This window comes from Flavobacterium sp. PL11 (genome assembly GCF_035985025.1).
Classification (GTDB): domain Bacteria; phylum Bacteroidota; class Bacteroidia; order Flavobacteriales; family Flavobacteriaceae; genus Flavobacterium.
In genome coordinates this window covers 192,982-209,583 of record NZ_JAXCIA010000002.1, presented here as the reverse complement: position 1 = coordinate 209,583, position 16,602 = coordinate 192,982, and the positions used below count along the sequence as shown (strand labels likewise).

The following is a 16,602-nucleotide window of genomic DNA, read 5'->3' as shown; positions in this document are numbered from 1 at the left end:
TAACATAAATTCATTTTTGTCCATGTCCAAATTGTTTAGAACAAAACTACTCCCTTAGGTTGATCTAAAAAATATGGGGTTCGTCGGGCGGATACAACCAAAACTTGCTCCTTTTTCAATCAATTCTTTTGCTAAATCTTCAAAATTGAAATTGTCTTTTTTTCTTAAAAATTTTGGAATTAAACTTAACTTCTCTTCTTGAGTAAGAAATCGCATTGTTTTTTCAGATTGTGTACTAAATTTTATAGTATTCAGATACGTCCACATTCTGTATTCTTCAAAATCAGGATGCGAAATAGCACAACGAGATTTAGTAGTTTCAAATGAACATTTACCAATTAATCCCTTTTGCGATTTTAATGGTCTTTGAAAAAAAATCGCTCTATATAATTCTTTGGCTAAACCATAATATTTCTTTTCTACTAATTTTTCTTCATCATTAATACCTTCAATAGCTTGATTTATACATATAATCTCAAATTCTTTTAAATAATGTTCTTCTCTTGCCGTGTAGTGATTTCGGATTTTTCCTTTACTGTACAAACTATTGAAGTATTGTCCCAAAGTTGAAAAGCCTCCATTTTTCATTGCTTGAGAAATCTCACCTATTTCTTTTTTGACAGCCCCTAAATCTTCTTTTTTATTCAATCGAGCAATTAATTCTTCTCTGCACTTCTCAATATCATTTTCGTTTTTTTTTGTTATACCAACAAGTGAATTATAAAGTGTTTTTAATTTCTTTTCTCCTTCATCTAAATCCTTGTTGAATACATTATCTTCGTTTATAATTCCTGTATTTAAAAAATAATCTTTTAATTCAACTAAAATATCTTTAGGAGAATTTTGATCTTCTACACGAGATTGAATTTCGGGACAATGCTCTTCAAAAACACCTTCTGCTGATTGGTCTAAACGATTACTTAAAAAACCTCTTCTTTGGGAAATATGATATAACGCACGACCAAATTCAAACAAAGAAACTTTTTGTTTACTTGCTTTATCTCTAAAAAAGTAAGGATTTATATTTTCAACTTCATCAGTACGTAACCATTTCAAAAATTCAGGATTAAGCGGATATACTTTAAAACCAGATTTTTTCCATTCTTCAACCTCTTCCATAGAAAGTGGACACATCCCATTTAAAGCCAAAACTTTTAGAGTTTCGTATTTTCTTATTTTTCTACGATATTTAATTTTTCTAGCACTTCTGTACCCTGTTCGTTCAGCTGCACGAGAACTTTCAATTCCTTTTTCAGATTTCACACCCTCAGAAAATATCCGAACTCCTTTATCTATTAATGAAAAGTCATTTCCTGCTTGATCAACAATTGCCCAACCAATACTATTTGTACCTAAATCTAATCCTAATATTTTTGCCATGTCAGTATACACTTTATAATAATTTTTAAAAGTACAAATATAAAAAACATCTATTTTACGGTTTTCCACATTGCAACCTAATTATTTTTTGTTTATGTTTGTATCTGATTAAAATTTCTAATCTTTAATCTTATCACAATAAGGCTATATGCCGTAGATGAAAATCTTAAGTCCTGCTTCGGTGGGACTTTTCATTTTAAATTAATTCTAATCTATATTCTTATTACAATTATCCGCCGAGGAGGAGTAGATGAAAGTCTTTAGTCCTGCTTCGGTGGGACTTTTCATTTAAAGTAATTCTAATTTTTAATCTTATCACAACAATCCGCCGCGGCGGAGTAAATGAAAGTATTTAGTCCTGCTTCGGTGGGACTTTTCATTTAAAGTAATTCTAATTTTTTTTTAACTCCTATTTATTCGCCGCAGCTTACGATATTGTTAGTCCTTTTTCCATTTGACTTTTCATTTTATATGAGTTCATAGCCCTGATTGAAATGGAATTCCTTGTGCAATAGAATTGCATTTTTTTCTTGCTAATAAAGAGCGCCTGCAAGAAGCGCCTTTATTATCTTAGAAAAAAGCAAGAATTTCAATAAGAATGAAATGGAAAGCGGGAAACAGCTCCAAGAAAACTTTCTAACTAATAGTTTTTATTTTGCAGTACTTAAAACTCACTTTTAAAATGCTGACTTTAAAACCCTGAAAACTCAAATTATTTGCTACTTTTACTTTTCAAATAATGTTTTTATGACTGCAACTATTCCTTTTTTATTGGTTTTTATTGTTGCCTTATTTCTAGGAATATTCATTGGTAAACTTATATTTTCCGCGCGCTTCCTATCTGAAAAAATTAGTTTAGAAGAAAAATTGATCGCATCAAGTTCAGCAATTCAGCAACTAAAAGAACAGCTAGTTTTAGATAAAACCAACTTCGACAAGCAATGGCAGATTTTCAATACTGAAAAAGAATTGATCCGCACTGAAAAAGATAGCCTAGCGATCCAACTTTCTAAAAAAGAGGTTGATTTTGAAAATTTATGGGAACGTAATAAGGAACAGAAAGAGGAAGTTGAGAAATTACAAGATAAATTCACTAAAGAATTTGAGAATTTAGCCAATAAAATATTAGATGAAAAATCTACTAAATTTACGGAACAAAATAAAGAAAATATGAAGAATATCTTGACACCGTTGCAAGATAAAATTCAATTATTCGAAAAGAAAGTGGAAGATACTCACAAAGAGAGCATCGATTATCACGCTGCTTTACGTCAGCAAATTATAGGATTGCGGGAAATGAATATCCAAATGAGTAAAGAAACGATCAACCTAACTAAAGCGCTAAAAGGAGATAGCAAGATGCAAGGTAACTGGGGTGAACTAGTTTTAGAACGCGTTTTAGAGAAATCAGGTTTAGAAAAAGGGCGTGAATACGAAGTACAAAAAGCATTCACCACCGATGATGGCAATAGAGTTTTTCCTGATGTAGTGATCAATTTACCTGACGGAAAGAAAATGATTGTCGATTCTAAGGTTTCGTTGACTGCTTATGAAAAATACATTAACGAAGATGACGATGTTTTAAAATTTAGCTATTTAAAAGAGCATGTGCTATCTATTAAACGTCATGTTGAGCAGTTAGGAAACAAAAATTACCACGATTTGTATCAAATCGAAAGTCCTGATTTTGTATTGCTTTTTATTCCTATCGAACCTGCATTTGCAGTAGCTCTCACTGACGACACGGCGTTATATAACAAAGCGTTTGAAAAAAACATTGTTATTGTTACTCCTACTACTCTACTAGCTACTTTACGCACCATTGATAGCATGTGGACCAATCAAAAGCAGCAAGAGAATGCGCTTGAAATTGCGAGACAAGCAGGGGCACTTTACGATAAATTTGAAGGTTTTGTTGCTGATTTAATTAAAATAGGTAAAAAAATTGACGAATCTAAAATTGAATATAGCGGTGCTATGAGCAAACTTGTAGAGGGAAAAGGCAACTTGATCGTGAGTGTTGAAAAATTAAAAAAGATGGGTGCAAAGGCTAAAAAATCAATCCCTGAGAGTGTACTAAACAGAGCCTCGCAAGACGAAAACCAACTTATAAACTAAAGAGTAAATGAAAAAATTTCTACTAATTGCGATTGGAATAGTAATACTGAGTATTGTACTGTATTTTACATTTTTGAGCACGGCCTCTTACAGTGAGGGAGTTCGTTCAGGTGAATTAATAAAAGTAAGCCACAAAGGGATAATGTTTAAAACCTGGGAAGGCGAAATCAGTCAAGGGATTTCTGGAGCACAAATTTTTGCTTTTTCAATTTTAGATAGTGAACCTGAAGTTATTGCAAGTCTTCAGGAAATGGAAGGTCAATACGTACAAGTAACTTATCATGAACGTTATAGAACTTTCCCTTGGTGGGGTGATACCCACTATTTTATTACAGCAGTCAAAAAAGTTAATTCTCCTTTTAAAGTTAAATAATGATTCGCACTTATAAAACTGTCGCTTCCTCGCATATTAGTATTTCGCAATTAATGTTACCCAGTCATTCCAACTTTAGTGGCAAAATTCACGGAGGCTATATATTGTCATTATTAGATCAAATAGCATTTGCTTGCGCATCAAAATTTTCTGGAAATTATTGCGTCACCGCTTCTGTAGATACGGTCAATTTTTTGAATCCTATTGAAGTAGGCGAACTCGTTACCATGAAAGCAAGTGTGAATTATGTGGGCTCAAGCTCTATGATTATAGGCATTAGAGTCGAGGCAGAAAATATACAAACTTCTAAAATCAAACATTGCAACTCTTCTTATTTCACCATGGTCGCTAAGGATGCTGATGGAAAAAAGGCAGCCGTTCCTGGGTTAATTCTTTCGGGTAAAAATGATGTACGTAGATTCTTTAACTGTGTCAAACAAATTGCACTTAAAAAAGAAAAAGATTTACATGAGGAAGAATTCGATTATGATTCAAAAGATTCGCTAGAGAGTCTCAAAAAATACAATGTGAAATTAGAATTTTAAATAATCACTTATCAACGAATGACTTAGCTTATTTTTTCGCTAGAATATCCGTAATAATTGCTGACTTTTTTGTAACTTGAAGTACTAAAATTATGGCAATTATGAATAAAATTACTTTTGTAATGTTTTTGCTTTTCAATGTTGCAACACAAGCCCAAGAAAAGTTATCTTCAAGTAGTGGAATCACTTCTTTTGAAGCTTCCATTCCTTTATTTGAAGAGGTCAAAGCGGATAATAAGAAAACAAAAGGCACTTTAATAGTAAAGAACGGTCATATTGTATTTTCTCTCCATATAAACGATTTCGAATTTAAAAGAAATTTGATGAAAGAACATTTCAATAGCAATTATCTAGAAAGTAACCGCTATCCGAAAGCAACTTTTAAGGGCGATATCGAAAATTTTGATATAAAGACTATAAAACAAAATCGGACTGTATATAACATAAAAGGTAAAATAACGATTAAAGGTAAAAGTAAAAATATAGCTATTAAAGCAACTTTACAGAAAACTAAAAATGGTATTGAATTTATATCCGAATTTCCATTGAATACTGACGACTTTCAAATAGAAATTCCATTTGTGGTGAGAAGCAAAATATCCAAAACCGTCAATACCAGAGTGCTTTGTTTTTTACAATAACGACAAGAATTAGATACAATCTTTCAAAGCTTCTTTTAAAATTGTGTACTTAAACTTAAATCCAGTTTGCTCAATTTTATCAGAGGATACTCTCCTGCCTGTTAAAACAATCTTCGACATTTCACCTAATGCAGTCTCTAGTATAAAAGCAGGAACATTAGGCAACCAAATATGATAACCAAAAAGTTGCGCTAAGGTTTTAGAAAAAATTTCGTTGGTTGTATTATCGTTTATTGCTGCATTATAAGGTCCTGACATTTCATTTTTTTGTATGGCTTGCCAATAGATTTCACATAAATCATCAATATGAATCCATGGCATATATTGCTGACCCGTCCCTAATGCTGCGCCTAAGCGATACTTAAATAAAGGAATTAACTTCTTTAAAAAACCATCGTTTTCACCTAGCACTAATCCTGTTCTTATTTTAACTGTTCGAATATTTAAGTTTTCAATAAAATCAATAGAGTCTTCCCATTTTTGACAGGCATAACCAAGAAAATCATTTTCTGGAGGAGTGGTTTCAGTGCATATTTCTTGTCCATTGATAGCACCATAATATCCTATTGCAGATGCAGATATAAAAGCATCTAACTGTTTATTACTTTTTTTAATTACTGAATATAATAATAAAGTTGACTGCTCTCTGCTATCAATAATTGCAGCTTTACGTTTGGCAGTCCATCTTTTTTCACCAATATTTTCACCAGCAAGATGAATAATATAATCAGCTTTTAATACAGCTTCCTCTTCTATGAATTGCTTAGCAACATCCCATTTATAATAAAATATGTTCTCCTTATTTTGCTTTTCGCTTCTACTTAAAATAGAAACGGTAAATCCCTTGGCCAGCAAAAGAGTTGTTAAATGACGTCCCACAAATCCCGAACCACCGCTAATTAATACATTTTTTTTCATCATACTGTAAAACTAATCATTTTTTATTTTATAAAATTATAATAAATTTTGTTTAACTTTATTAATATATCGTTAAACATTTATTACCTTTATACTCTAATTTGAAATACAGTAAAAATGGCTACAAAAAAAACAATTGTAACGAAAGAAAGCATAGTTTCTCTATATATGGACTATGTGTTAGAGCATAGCGAAAAACCAAAATCAGTATATAGTTTCTCTAAAATGAACAATTTTTCCGAGACTGAGTTCTATGCATTCTTTGGAACTATTGAAAGTATTGAAAAAGAAGTTTTTAAAATATTTGTCGAAAAAACAGTAAACTTACTTAATTTAAATCAGGAATATCAAATGTATGATATGAAGAGTAAAATGTTAAGCTTTTATTTTACTTTATTTGAAATTATGACTGCTAATAGAAGTTATGTTGTACTTGTTCTTAAAGAGCATGATAACAATCTAAAGAAACTAGATCTTCTTTCAGGACTTAAAAGTAGTTTTAAGACTTACTTAAACGAAATTATAACTGACGATTTTAGAACCCAACAAGAAAGATTGCAGGATATTCAAGAAAAAGCATTTCAAGAATCTTCATGGATTCAATTATTGCTAACTATAAAATTCTGGCTGGATGATTCGTCACCCGCTTTTGAAAAAACAGATATATACATTGAAAAATCAGTGAAAGCAAATTTTGAATTAATGAATATCGCTCCGATAGATAGCTTAATCGACTTTGGAAAATTTATTTTCAAAGAAAAAATATATAAAAAATAATGAAAACCATAGACTATATCCCAACTTCAAAAATTGAAAGAGCCACTAAGCTGGTTCAAACTGGTGCAAAAGTGGGAGTTAATTACTTGAAATATTACGGTGGAAAAATAGTTAATTCTGATTTGACACGTGATAAACTAAATGAAGATAATGCAGAAGATATTTATGATGGATTAAAAAGCTTGAAAGGAAGCGCGCTAAAAGTTGCTCAAATGTTGAGTATGGATAAAAGCTTTTTGCCACAAGCGTATGTAGAAAAATTTTCGTTATCGCAGTTTTCTGTACCACCACTTTCTGCTCCATTAGTATTAAAAACTTTTAAAACAAATTTTGGCAAAACACCATTTGAAATTTTTGATGAATTTAATGCAACATCAGTCAATGCAGCCAGTATTGGTCAAGTGCATGTTGCTATAAAAGATGGTAAAAAATTAGCCGTAAAGATTCAATATCCAGGCGTAGCCAATAGTATTTCATCTGATTTATCAATGGTTAAACCTATTGCCATTAGGATGTTTAACTTACAAGGCAAAGATTCTGATAAATATTTTAAAGAAGTTGAAGATAAATTGATTGAAGAAACCAATTATTTATTGGAACTAAAACAAAGTCAGGAAGTTGTTGAGGCTTGTAAACAGATTGAAAATCTAGTTTTTCCTAATTATTATGCTGAGTTTTCATCTGCAAAGATTATCACAATGGACTGGATGAATGGAAAGCATCTTTCAGAATTTACAAAGATAAACACAGATCAAGTAGTTGCAGATAAAATTGGTCAAGCTTTGTGGGACTTTTATATGTATCAAATACATATTTTGAAAAAAGTTCATGCTGATCCACATCCCGGGAATTTCTTAGTAAATGATAAAAATCAACTAGTAGCACTAGATTTTGGTTGTATGAAAAAAATTCCATTGGAATTTTATACTCCTTACTTTGAATTAATTGATAGCAATGTAATTGACAATCCAGAAATATTTAATGCAAAATTATTTGAACTTGAGATTTTAAGAGTAGATGACTCTAAAGAAGAAATCATTTATTTCACCGATATGTTTCATGATTTATTGTCTTTGTTTACAATGCCATTCCAAGCAGAAACATTTGATTTTGCAGATGAAAGCTTTTTCGAAAGTATTGCACAATTAGGAGAGCGATTTTCTAAGGACACTAACCTTAGAAAAATGAATGGAAATAGAGGTTCAAAACATTTTATATATATGAATCGTACTTTCTTTGGACTATACAATTTGATGTTTGACCTAAAAGCAAACGTTACTGTAAACCAATTTGAAAAGTACGCTTAGTGAAAAAAGAAAATTTGCCATCGAAAATGTGTTTGGTTTGTAACCGACCGTTTACTTGGCGAAAAAAATGGGAAAAAGTCTGGGAAGAGGTTAAATATTGTAGCGAAAAATGCAGAAGAAACAAAAAGGTTTAGTTTGGTTTAGAAATGATCTAAGAGTTGATGATAATCAGTCTTTGACCAAGGCGATAAATGAAAATGAGTCCGTAATTGCTGTTTACTGTTTTGATCCAACACATTTTGCAGAAACCAAATATGGTTTTAAGAAGACAGAGAAATTCAGAGCTAAATTCTTAATTGAAACGATTAAAGAGTTAAAACAAAATCTGGCTAATTTGAATATTTCACTTTTTGTGTATCACCAAAAACCTGAAAGCTGTATCAATCAAATTTGTAATGATTATGGAATTACGACCATTTATTTACAAGAAGAATGGACAGCAGAGGAAATAGAAGTATACAACAATGTCAGATCAAGCGTTTCTGCTGCTGTAGGATTTGAAGCGACTTATAATCAGTTTTTGTTTCATCCAAAAGATATTCCTTTTGAAATAAGTGCAATTCCAAATGTTTTTACACAGTTTAGGAACAAATGTGAAAAATACAGCAAAGTTCGAACAGAATTTACTGTTAAAGCATTGGGTAAAGAAAATTTGGTACATGATAGTACTTCTATTCCTACTCTAAATACATTAGGTCTTGAAGATTTTAAAATCGATTCAAGAACAGCATTTCCTTTTAAAGGTGGAGAGAATCAAGCCTTAAAAAGACTAGAAAACTATTTTTGGGAAACCGAAAAGTTAAGTGTTTATAAGCTAACTCGTAATGGATTGATTGGTACTGATTTTAGTTCTAAATTTTCGCCATGGTTGGCAAATGGAAGTATTTCTGCAAAAACTATTTATTGGGAAATTCAAAAATACGAACAACAAGTAGAAAAAAATGATTCTACGTATTGGCTCGTTTTTGAATTGATATGGAGGGATTATTTTAAATATGTTTCTTTAAAAAATGGAAATTCTATTTTCAAGATTGGTGGGATATTAGAGAAAAATTACGACTGGAAATCAAGCAAGTCGTCTATACAAAGCTGGATAAATGGAACAACAGCTGAGCCGTTTGTAAATGCCAATATGATTGAGCTACAGCAAACGGGGTGGATGAGCAATAGAGGACGACAAAATGTTGGGTCTTATTTTGCTAAAAATCTATTCTTAGATTGGCGTATTGGAGCAGCGTATTTTGAGTCAGTACTTATAGATTATGATGTTCACAGTAATTATGGTAATTGGATGTATGTTTCAGGCGTGGGAAATGATCCAAGAGATAGAAAATTCAACATCAAGTTACAAGCTGAAAATTACGATGGACAATCAAAATTTCAGAAATTGTGGTTACAACAAAAATTATTTTAGAAAAAGATGAATACTAACAAGAAAACTATCAATGTGGTTTGGTTCAAAAGAGACCTTCGTTTACAAGATAACGAGGCGATTTTTAATGCAATTAGAACAAATACACCAACTTTGTTACTTTTTGTATTCGAAAAATCTTTAGAGAATGATTCTCATTACAGCGCAAGACATTGGAATTTTATAAAACAATCCATTGTTGATCTTAATTTACAGTTAAAGCAATACAACACCAAAATATTAGCTGTTTCCTCTGAAATGCTTCAGGTGTTAAATATTCTTGAAGAAACCTACACTATTGATACCGTGTTTTCACATCAAGAAACCGGATTAAAAATTACGTATGAAAGAGATAAAACGTTTAAGCGATTTTGTAAAAACAATCAAATAAATTGGGTTCAAAATATCAATAACGGAATATTTAGAGGGCTTAAAGATCGTTCAAACTGGGTTGCTGGATGGGAAAACTACATGAATGAACCCTTATTAGATTTCAACCCTAAACAAGGTCAGTTTCTAAGTATTGACGCTATTACTGAGCTAGAGAATGTTTTAGAAAAAACAAATTTAGAAACGGTTGCTGATCAAGTTTTTCAAAAAGGAGGAACTACAATGGGCGGTAAATATTTGAAAACTTTCTTAGATGATCGTTATCATCAATATAGTTATAATATCTCTAAGCCTTTATTAGCTCGTAAGAGCTGTAGTAGACTATCTCCTTATATATCTTGGGGCAATTTATCTACGCGACAAGTGTTACAAAAAACAGCGACCTTTAGATTAACGTGTACCGATAAGAAACAAATTGATTCTTTTGTTTCGCGATTGACATGGCAAGCTCATTTCATTCAAAAATTTGAGATGGAAGAAATAATGGAATTTGAAAGCGTAAATAAAGGTTTTCATACTCTTAATAAGAAACCAAATGAAAATCATATTGAAGCTTGGAAAAAAGGATTAACTGGCTTTCCATTAGTGGATGCTTCGATGCGTTGCTTAAACGAAACTGGTTATTTAAATTTTAGAATGCGCGCGATGCTAGTTTCCTTTTTTACGCATAATTTATGGCAACCTTGGCAGGAAGCCACTCAGCATTTATCACAAATGTTTCTTGATTTTGAACCAGGCATTCACTTTCCGCAGCTGCAAATGCAAGCTGGAGAAACTGGAATCAATATGTTGCGAATTTATAATCCAATAAAAAATAGTTACGAGCACGATCCTGATGGAGAATTTATAAAAAAATGGGTTCCTGAACTGGCAAATATACCTCGAGCATTTATTCATGAACCGTATAAAATGACTTATTTGGATCAGAAATTTAGCGATTTTGAAATTGGGATCACTTATCCTAAACCCATCGTTAATATGGAACGAACCAGAAAATTTGCAAGTGATTTTTTATGGAAAATGAAAAAAGATCCATTAGTTAAAGCAGAAGGTTTAAGAATATTAAAACTACATACGATGGCTGATATTGGAGATAATAGTGAATAGCAAGTGTAATAACACACAAGATTGCTTAAATATAAAAAATGAGAATAGTGACTGAAAAAAAAGAACTCACAGATTTAGAAAAAGACCGAATCATTGAAATGGCCTGGGAAGACCGGACTACATTTGACGCAATTTTATTGCAATTTGGTTTAAAAGAACAACAAGTTATAGACTTAATGCGCACAGAAATGAAACCCTCTAGTTTTAGAATGTGGCGTGAGAGAGTTCAAGGACGAAAAACAAAGCATGAGAAATTAAGAGACTTTCGAGAAGGACGTTTTAAATGTACGATGCAAAGACAAATAAATAATAACAAGATTTCGAAAAGATAGGCTTTAGAAATTAAAGAAATATAAGTATTTTAATAACTGTTTGAACAAATAAATATGAAAAACATAGTAATTATTGGTGGTAGTAAAGGAATTGGAAATGCTATTTTGTTGCAACAATTAGAAAATAATAAAGTTGTAAACATCAGCAGACATGCACCAGAAATCACACATGCTAATCTAACGCATTATTCTTTAAATGTATTGGAAGATGCATTGCCAGAAATAGAAAATGTTGACACATTAATATATTGCCCCGGATCTATCAACCTAAAACCAATAGGTAGTTTAAGCATTGATGATTTTAAAAATGATTTTGAGATTAACGTCATTGGTGCTGTAAAAGCAATCCAAAAATACTTACCGGTCCTAAGAAAAGGAACTGATCCTTCAATTGTTTTATTTAGTACCGTTGCTGCTAAACTAGGAATGCCTTTTCATGCCAGTATAGCTACTGCTAAAGCTGGAGTTGAAGGCTTAGTAAAGTCATTAGGCGCTGAGTTAGCATCAGTAATTCGTATCAATGCGATTGCCCCTACTATTACAGAAACTACTCTTGCAGCAGGTATTTTACGAAATGATAGAATGAAAGAAAATATGGTAGAACGTCATCCTATGAAAGGATATTTAAAACCAGAAGAAGTTGCAGGTATGGCAAACTTCTTAATTTCAGAACAAGCTAAGTCAATTTCAGGTCAAGTATTTGAGATGGATTACGGTATTGTTACTTTTAAAATATAATAAATAAGTCCAAGATATAATAAAAACCAGAATACAATGATAAAAGAAATGAAGAGCTACGAAAAAGTGGAACAATATGATCCAGAGGTTACAGAAGCGCTAGCGGGTAATTACAAGATAATTATTGATGGCCTTGGTGAAGATGTGACAAGAGAAGGACTGGAAAAAACACCAGAAAGAGTGGCTAAGGCAATGCAATATCTAACACATGGTTACGGATTAGATCCACTTGAAATATTAAAATCAGCTATGTTTACGGAAGATCACCGACAGATGATTGTAGTAAAAGATATTGAGGTATATTCAATGTGTGAACACCACATGCTTCCGTTTTTTGGAAAAGCGCATGTAGCTTATATTCCAAATGGTAAAATTGTAGGATTAAGTAAAATCCCAAGAGTGGTTGACGCTTTTGCCAGAAGAATGCAAGTCCAAGAACGATTGACAGATCAAATCAAAGATTGTATCCAAGAGGCTTTAAACCCACTTGGTGTTGCAGTTGTAATTGAAGCACAACACATGTGTATGCAAATGCGCGGTATTCAAAAACAAAATTCAGTGACGACAACCTCATCTTTTACTGGTGCTTTTGAAAAAAATAAAACAAGAAAAGAATTTATTAGTCTTGTTTCTAATAAATTGAGTTAACTTTATTGCACGAGCAGTATGCAGTATAGAGAAGTTAAAAATAATGCTGAAGGCGTATATTATTAAAGGAAAATGTAATTATTACTAACAGAATTTCTTTTTAATATGCGCCTTTTCAATATAAAATTATAGCCATGACAATTCTTTTAACAGGTGCAACAGGTTACATTGGAAAACGACTTTTACCATTATTAGTAGAGGAAGGTCACCATGTTATTTGTTGTGTAAGAGATAAAAATAGGTTTTACTGCCCAGATGAACTTCAAGATAATGTAACGGTTATTGAAGTAGATTTTTTAAAAAAAAACACGTTAGCAGCTATACCTACCCAAATTGATGCTGCTTATTATTTAATTCATTCGATGTCGGGTTCTGCTACAAATTTTGATGAATTAGAAAGTTTATCCGCTCAAAATTTTGTTGATCGTGTTAATAATACGAATGCAAAACAGGTTGTTTACTTAAGCGGAATTGTAAATGATGAATCATTATCCAAACATTTATCATCGCGAAAGAAAGTTGAAGAAATACTAAACACAGGAACATTTGCTGCCACAACATTACGAGCGGGAATAATCGTAGGATCAGGTAGCGCATCATTCGATATTATTCGAGATTTAGTGAACAAGTTGCCCGTTATGATTACGCCCAAATGGTTAAATACAAGATGTCAACCGATAGCGATTCCTGATGTTCTTGAATTTTTATCTAAAGCATTACTAAATCCTATAACATATAACCAAAGTTTTGATATTGGAGGACCAGATATTTTAACTTACAAAGAAATGCTTTTAGGTTTTGCCAAAGCAAAAAATCTAAAAAGATATATCTATACCGTCCCGGTTATGACTCCAAAATTATCGTCCTACTGGTTATACTTTGTAACCTCAACATCATATAGACTGGCCTCTGCACTAGTGAGCAGTATGAAAGTGGAAGTAGTCTGTAATGATACAAGAATCAATGAATTATTAGATGTAACTCCGATGACTTATAAACAAGCGCTATCTAGAGCTTTGATAAAAGTGGATGAAGATAAAGTTGCTTCTAGCTGGAAAGATTCCTTAGTCAGTGGGCGTTTTACAAGTAGCATGTCTGATTATCTCAAAGTTCCAAAGAAAGATTGTTTTATAGATCGTCGAAAAATGGAAATTATAGATCATGATTTCACTATTAATCGCATTTGGTCAATAGGTGGTGACACTGGCTGGTACTACGGAGATTGGCTTTGGAATTTACGAGGATTTATTGATAAACTATACGGAGGTGTAGGCTCAAGACGCGGGCGAACTAATAGACATGATATTCATTCTGGTGATGCATTAGATTTTTGGCGTGTTTTATATGCTAATAAAGGAGAAGGGAAATTAATATTGTTTGCCGAAATGAAGTTACCAGGTGAAGCTTGGTTAGAATTCAAAATCATAAACAATACTTTATATCAAGCGGCAACTTTTAAGCCGAGAGGTATTTGGGGTAAATTATATTGGTATTCGGTTTTACCATTTCACGGATTTATATTTCAAGGAATGTTAGAGAAATTAATCAAATAATTTTTAAAAATATCAATCAACCTCATTAGTGATTAACGATAATTGATATACTATTTTTTTATAATAGAACTAATAAATAAATCAACACAAATCTCACGGATTTTCACTAAGTGCAATTATTTACAAATGATAGATTCACAAAAGTGTAGCAGTTGAAAATGTAATTTATTAGGAATTATACTAATTTGTCTTTTAGCAAATTGAACTTTATTAGCTTTAAAAATAGCTAATTTTGCATGACTTATTTTGATGAATAGTTTTATATTTAAAAATCAAAATAGCTATTTTAGATACAAGATTAACACATCTGCGTTAATTTATGTAACCTGTGGTAAAAAAAACAATTCGAGAATTCCAGCTTTACAATTTTAGAAATCTAATAAAATCAGCAGTAATTTGCGTTAAACTAATTTTCACTATATAATAACAGCATTATAGTTACCATTAAAATATAAAAAAATCTACGAAAATCTGTGTAATTTATGATAAACCACTTTTCACTTAACAATACCAGCTTTATAAGTACTTACAAAAAAATCGGCAGTAATCTGTATTAAACCATTTTTTATTTAATAATTCCAGCTTTGTAAGTAGCAATTGCTCTATCCCTTGCCATGGCATGTTCAACCATTGGTTTTCCATAACCTAAATCAAACTCTTTGATCCATTTTCTTATATAAACGCCTTTTTCATCAAACTTCTTTTGCTGTATCTCTGGATTAAAAACCCTAAAGTAGGGTGCCGCATCGCAACCAGTTCCTGCCGCCCATTGCCAGTTTCCGACATTAGCAGACATATCGTAATCGAGTAACTTTTTGGCAAAATAAGCCTCGCCCCACTGCCACTCTATTAGTAAATGTTTACATAAAAAACTAGCAACAACCATACGAACTCTATTGTGAATATAACCTGTTTCATTGAGCTGTCTCATTCCTGCATCAACCATTGGATATCCTGTTTTTCCATCACACCAACGTTTAAAATCTTCCTCATTATTACGCCATTCAATTCCATCATAAGCTGATTTAAAATTATGGTGGGCAACTCTTGGAAAATTATATAATATTTGCATAAAAAATTCTCTCCAGATCAACTCGCTTAAAAAAACATCATTTTTATGGAAAGCCCAGTTCACTAATTTTCGAACGCTAACAGTTCCAAAACGTAAATGTGGCGATAAGTAAGAAGTTTTATCCATCGCTGGATAATCTCTCGTATCGTGATAAGTAGCAATAAATTTAAGATTATGTCCTTTAACTTTAATTACACTTTCTTTAAATCCTATTTGCTCTAGTGTAGGAAAATTAAAATTGTATTTATATAAATTAGAGTATACGCTTTTAGTATCGTATTCCTGAACAGGTGCCAAAGATTTGTATTTCTCCAACCACTTATTTTTATAAGGAGTATAAACCGTATAAGGCAATCCATCAGCCTTAGTAATTTCTTTTTGTTCAAAAATTACCTGATCTTTAAAAGAATGGCAAACTACATTATGAGATTCTAAATACTCGCTTATTGAGCCATCTCTTTCAGTTGCGTAAGGCTCGTAATCTTTATTATAGAACATTTCCTTAACATCAAATTCTTTTAAAAGCGATTGCAAAACTTCTAAAGTTTGACCTTTTCTTACCAAGATTGAGCTAGAAACTTCGTTTAACTCTGTATTTATTTTTGAAATATTGTCATAAATAAAGTTTACTCGAGCATCATTCTTTGGTAATTTATCTACAATGGCATTGTCAAAAATAAAAAGTGGGACTACAGGATAAGCCGATTTCAATGCCTGATATAAACCAACATTATCTTCTAAACGTAAATCACGTCTAAACCAAAAAAAAGATACCTCTTGCTTACTCATTATTTTCCATTAAACATTTTGTCCACTTTCACCACACGATACTCAAAAATGGATTTCAATTTATTTTTTACAACTAGTGAATTCATAATTCTTCCTATAAAACCAAGTGGCAAGCCATAATGAACCACATCAGTCATTTTAGTCCCTGTTGGAGTCGCTTCAAAAAAATGTTTGTGATGCCAGAAACTATAAGGACCAAAACGCTGTTCGTCAATAAAATAACTATTTTCCTTCACATTAGTGATCAATGTCATCCATGACAGCGTTATTCCAAAAAGCGGCGTTACTTTATACTGAATGATTTGACCTGGATACATTGATTTTTGATCAAAATCAGTAATTTGAAAACCCATTCCCTCAGGAGTGATTTTTTGAAGATTTCTTGGATTAGAAAAAAAAGTCCAGCACTCTTCAACAGTAGCATTAACATGTTGTACCGTTTCTTGCTTGTATATTTTCATGATATATAGTTAAATGGAATATTACTTATTGTTTTCTTTTTT

At 31.8% G+C, this 16,602-nt stretch carries 17 protein-coding genes; 13 read left to right on the top strand and 4 right to left on the bottom strand.

Features of this window, described 5'->3' with window-relative positions; all coding sequences use genetic code 11:
* Positions 1-54: 54 nt before the first annotated feature.
* Positions 55-1,380 carry a type II CRISPR RNA-guided endonuclease Cas9 gene (gene cas9, locus RCH18_RS02445; protein WP_326935175.1) on the bottom strand — a complete coding sequence of 442 codons (1,326 nt, stop codon included), beginning with the start codon at positions 1,378-1,380 and terminating at the stop codon, positions 55-57.
* 747 nt (positions 1,381-2,127) lie between these two features.
* Between cas9 and rmuC the strand changes: the two genes are divergently transcribed.
* From rmuC to RCH18_RS02425, 4 genes are all read left to right on the top strand, one after another.
* Complete coding sequence (gene rmuC, locus RCH18_RS02440; protein WP_326935174.1) at positions 2,128-3,498, top strand: DNA recombination protein RmuC; 1,371 nt, start codon at positions 2,128-2,130, stop codon at positions 3,496-3,498.
* 7 nt (positions 3,499-3,505) lie between these two features.
* Positions 3,506-3,871, top strand: coding sequence for a 6-phosphogluconate dehydrogenase (locus RCH18_RS02435; protein WP_326935173.1), 366 nt, complete (start codon positions 3,506-3,508; stop codon positions 3,869-3,871).
* Complete coding sequence (locus tag RCH18_RS02430) at positions 3,871-4,416, top strand: acyl-CoA thioesterase (RefSeq protein WP_326935172.1); 546 nt, start codon at positions 3,871-3,873, stop codon at positions 4,414-4,416. Before RCH18_RS02435 ends, RCH18_RS02430 begins: the two co-directional genes overlap by 1 nt.
* Before the next feature lie 101 nt (positions 4,417-4,517).
* Complete coding sequence (locus RCH18_RS02425; RefSeq protein WP_326935171.1) at positions 4,518-5,057, top strand: YceI family protein; 540 nt, start codon at positions 4,518-4,520, stop codon at positions 5,055-5,057.
* A 9-nt stretch (positions 5,058-5,066) separates the two neighbouring features.
* Here RCH18_RS02425 and RCH18_RS02420 read toward each other — a convergent pair whose 3' ends face one another.
* Positions 5,067-5,978, bottom strand: a complete 912-nt coding sequence (locus RCH18_RS02420; RefSeq protein WP_326935170.1) for a TIGR01777 family oxidoreductase — start codon at positions 5,976-5,978, stop codon at positions 5,067-5,069.
* 114 nt (positions 5,979-6,092) lie between these two features.
* Here RCH18_RS02420 and RCH18_RS02415 point away from each other — a divergent pair, with 114 nt between their 5' ends.
* The 9 genes from RCH18_RS02415 to RCH18_RS02375 all read left to right on the top strand — a co-directional run bounded on the left by RCH18_RS02415 (position 6,093) and on the right by RCH18_RS02375 (position 14,238).
* On the top strand, positions 6,093-6,752 hold the full coding sequence (locus RCH18_RS02415; protein ID WP_326935169.1) for a TetR family transcriptional regulator C-terminal domain-containing protein: 660 nt from the start codon (positions 6,093-6,095) through the stop codon (positions 6,750-6,752).
* Positions 6,752-8,059 carry an ABC1 kinase family protein gene (locus RCH18_RS02410; protein WP_326935168.1) on the top strand — a complete coding sequence of 436 codons (1,308 nt, stop codon included), beginning with the start codon at positions 6,752-6,754 and terminating at the stop codon, positions 8,057-8,059. Before RCH18_RS02415 ends, RCH18_RS02410 begins: the two co-directional genes overlap by 1 nt.
* Positions 8,059-8,193 carry a DUF2256 domain-containing protein gene (locus RCH18_RS02405; RefSeq protein WP_326935167.1) on the top strand — a complete coding sequence of 45 codons (135 nt, stop codon included), beginning with the start codon at positions 8,059-8,061 and terminating at the stop codon, positions 8,191-8,193. Before RCH18_RS02410 ends, RCH18_RS02405 begins: the two co-directional genes overlap by 1 nt.
* The gene (locus RCH18_RS02400; RefSeq protein ID WP_326935166.1) at positions 8,169-9,473 is read left to right on the top strand and encodes a DASH family cryptochrome; all 1,305 of its coding nucleotides are present in this window, start codon (positions 8,169-8,171) and stop codon (positions 9,471-9,473) included. The genes RCH18_RS02405 and RCH18_RS02400 overlap by 25 nt, the downstream gene beginning before the upstream one ends.
* Positions 9,474-9,479: 6 nt before the next feature.
* Positions 9,480-10,967, top strand: coding sequence for a cryptochrome/deoxyribodipyrimidine photo-lyase family protein (locus RCH18_RS02395; RefSeq protein ID WP_326935165.1), 1,488 nt, complete (start codon positions 9,480-9,482; stop codon positions 10,965-10,967).
* A gap of 38 nt (positions 10,968-11,005) precedes the next feature.
* Positions 11,006-11,299 (top strand): TIGR03643 family protein, encoded by a 294-nt coding sequence (locus RCH18_RS02390; RefSeq protein WP_326935164.1) that lies wholly within the window; start codon positions 11,006-11,008, stop codon positions 11,297-11,299.
* A 54-nt stretch (positions 11,300-11,353) separates the two neighbouring features.
* Positions 11,354-12,037, top strand: coding sequence for an SDR family NAD(P)-dependent oxidoreductase (locus RCH18_RS02385; protein WP_326935163.1), 684 nt, complete (start codon positions 11,354-11,356; stop codon positions 12,035-12,037).
* A gap of 36 nt (positions 12,038-12,073) precedes the next feature.
* Complete coding sequence (folE, locus tag RCH18_RS02380; RefSeq protein ID WP_326935162.1) at positions 12,074-12,685, top strand: GTP cyclohydrolase I FolE; 612 nt, start codon at positions 12,074-12,076, stop codon at positions 12,683-12,685.
* A 134-nt stretch (positions 12,686-12,819) separates the two neighbouring features.
* Positions 12,820-14,238 carry an SDR family oxidoreductase gene (locus RCH18_RS02375; protein WP_326935161.1) on the top strand — a complete coding sequence of 473 codons (1,419 nt, stop codon included), beginning with the start codon at positions 12,820-12,822 and terminating at the stop codon, positions 14,236-14,238.
* Positions 14,239-14,803: 565 nt separating this feature from the next.
* Here RCH18_RS02375 and RCH18_RS02370 read toward each other — a convergent pair.
* A complete protein-coding gene (locus tag RCH18_RS02370) occupies positions 14,804-16,099 on the bottom strand; it encodes a cryptochrome/photolyase family protein (protein ID WP_326935160.1) in 1,296 nt (431 codons plus the stop codon).
* A complete protein-coding gene (locus tag RCH18_RS02365; protein ID WP_326935159.1) occupies positions 16,099-16,560 on the bottom strand; it encodes an SRPBCC family protein in 462 nt (153 codons plus the stop codon). The genes RCH18_RS02370 and RCH18_RS02365 overlap by 1 nt, the downstream gene beginning before the upstream one ends.
* Positions 16,561-16,602: the final 42 nt, after the last annotated feature.

Coding starts and splice junctions, on each gene's coding strand:
- RCH18_RS02370 (WP_326935160.1), bottom strand. CDS start 16,099: ATGAGTAAGCAAGAGGTATCTTTTTTTTGGTTTAGACGTGATTTACGT.
- RCH18_RS02390 (WP_326935164.1), top strand. CDS start 11,006: ATGAGAATAGTGACTGAAAAAAAAGAACTCACAGATTTAGAAAAAGAC.
- RCH18_RS02415 (WP_326935169.1), top strand. CDS start 6,093: ATGGCTACAAAAAAAACAATTGTAACGAAAGAAAGCATAGTTTCTCTA.
- folE (WP_326935162.1), top strand. CDS start 12,074: ATGATAAAAGAAATGAAGAGCTACGAAAAAGTGGAACAATATGATCCA.
- RCH18_RS02400 (WP_326935166.1), top strand. CDS start 8,169: ATGCAGAAGAAACAAAAAGGTTTAGTTTGGTTTAGAAATGATCTAAGA.
- RCH18_RS02425 (WP_326935171.1), top strand. CDS start 4,518: ATGAATAAAATTACTTTTGTAATGTTTTTGCTTTTCAATGTTGCAACA.
- RCH18_RS02385 (WP_326935163.1), top strand. CDS start 11,354: ATGAAAAACATAGTAATTATTGGTGGTAGTAAAGGAATTGGAAATGCT.
- RCH18_RS02435 (WP_326935173.1), top strand. CDS start 3,506: ATGAAAAAATTTCTACTAATTGCGATTGGAATAGTAATACTGAGTATT.
- rmuC (WP_326935174.1), top strand. CDS start 2,128: ATGACTGCAACTATTCCTTTTTTATTGGTTTTTATTGTTGCCTTATTT.
- RCH18_RS02395 (WP_326935165.1), top strand. CDS start 9,480: ATGAATACTAACAAGAAAACTATCAATGTGGTTTGGTTCAAAAGAGAC.
- RCH18_RS02410 (WP_326935168.1), top strand. CDS start 6,752: ATGAAAACCATAGACTATATCCCAACTTCAAAAATTGAAAGAGCCACT.
- cas9 (WP_326935175.1), bottom strand. CDS start 1,380: ATGGCAAAAATATTAGGATTAGATTTAGGTACAAATAGTATTGGTTGG.
- RCH18_RS02430 (WP_326935172.1), top strand. CDS start 3,871: ATGATTCGCACTTATAAAACTGTCGCTTCCTCGCATATTAGTATTTCG.
- RCH18_RS02365 (WP_326935159.1), bottom strand. CDS start 16,560: ATGAAAATATACAAGCAAGAAACGGTACAACATGTTAATGCTACTGTT.
- RCH18_RS02375 (WP_326935161.1), top strand. CDS start 12,820: ATGACAATTCTTTTAACAGGTGCAACAGGTTACATTGGAAAACGACTT.
- RCH18_RS02420 (WP_326935170.1), bottom strand. CDS start 5,978: ATGATGAAAAAAAATGTATTAATTAGCGGTGGTTCGGGATTTGTGGGA.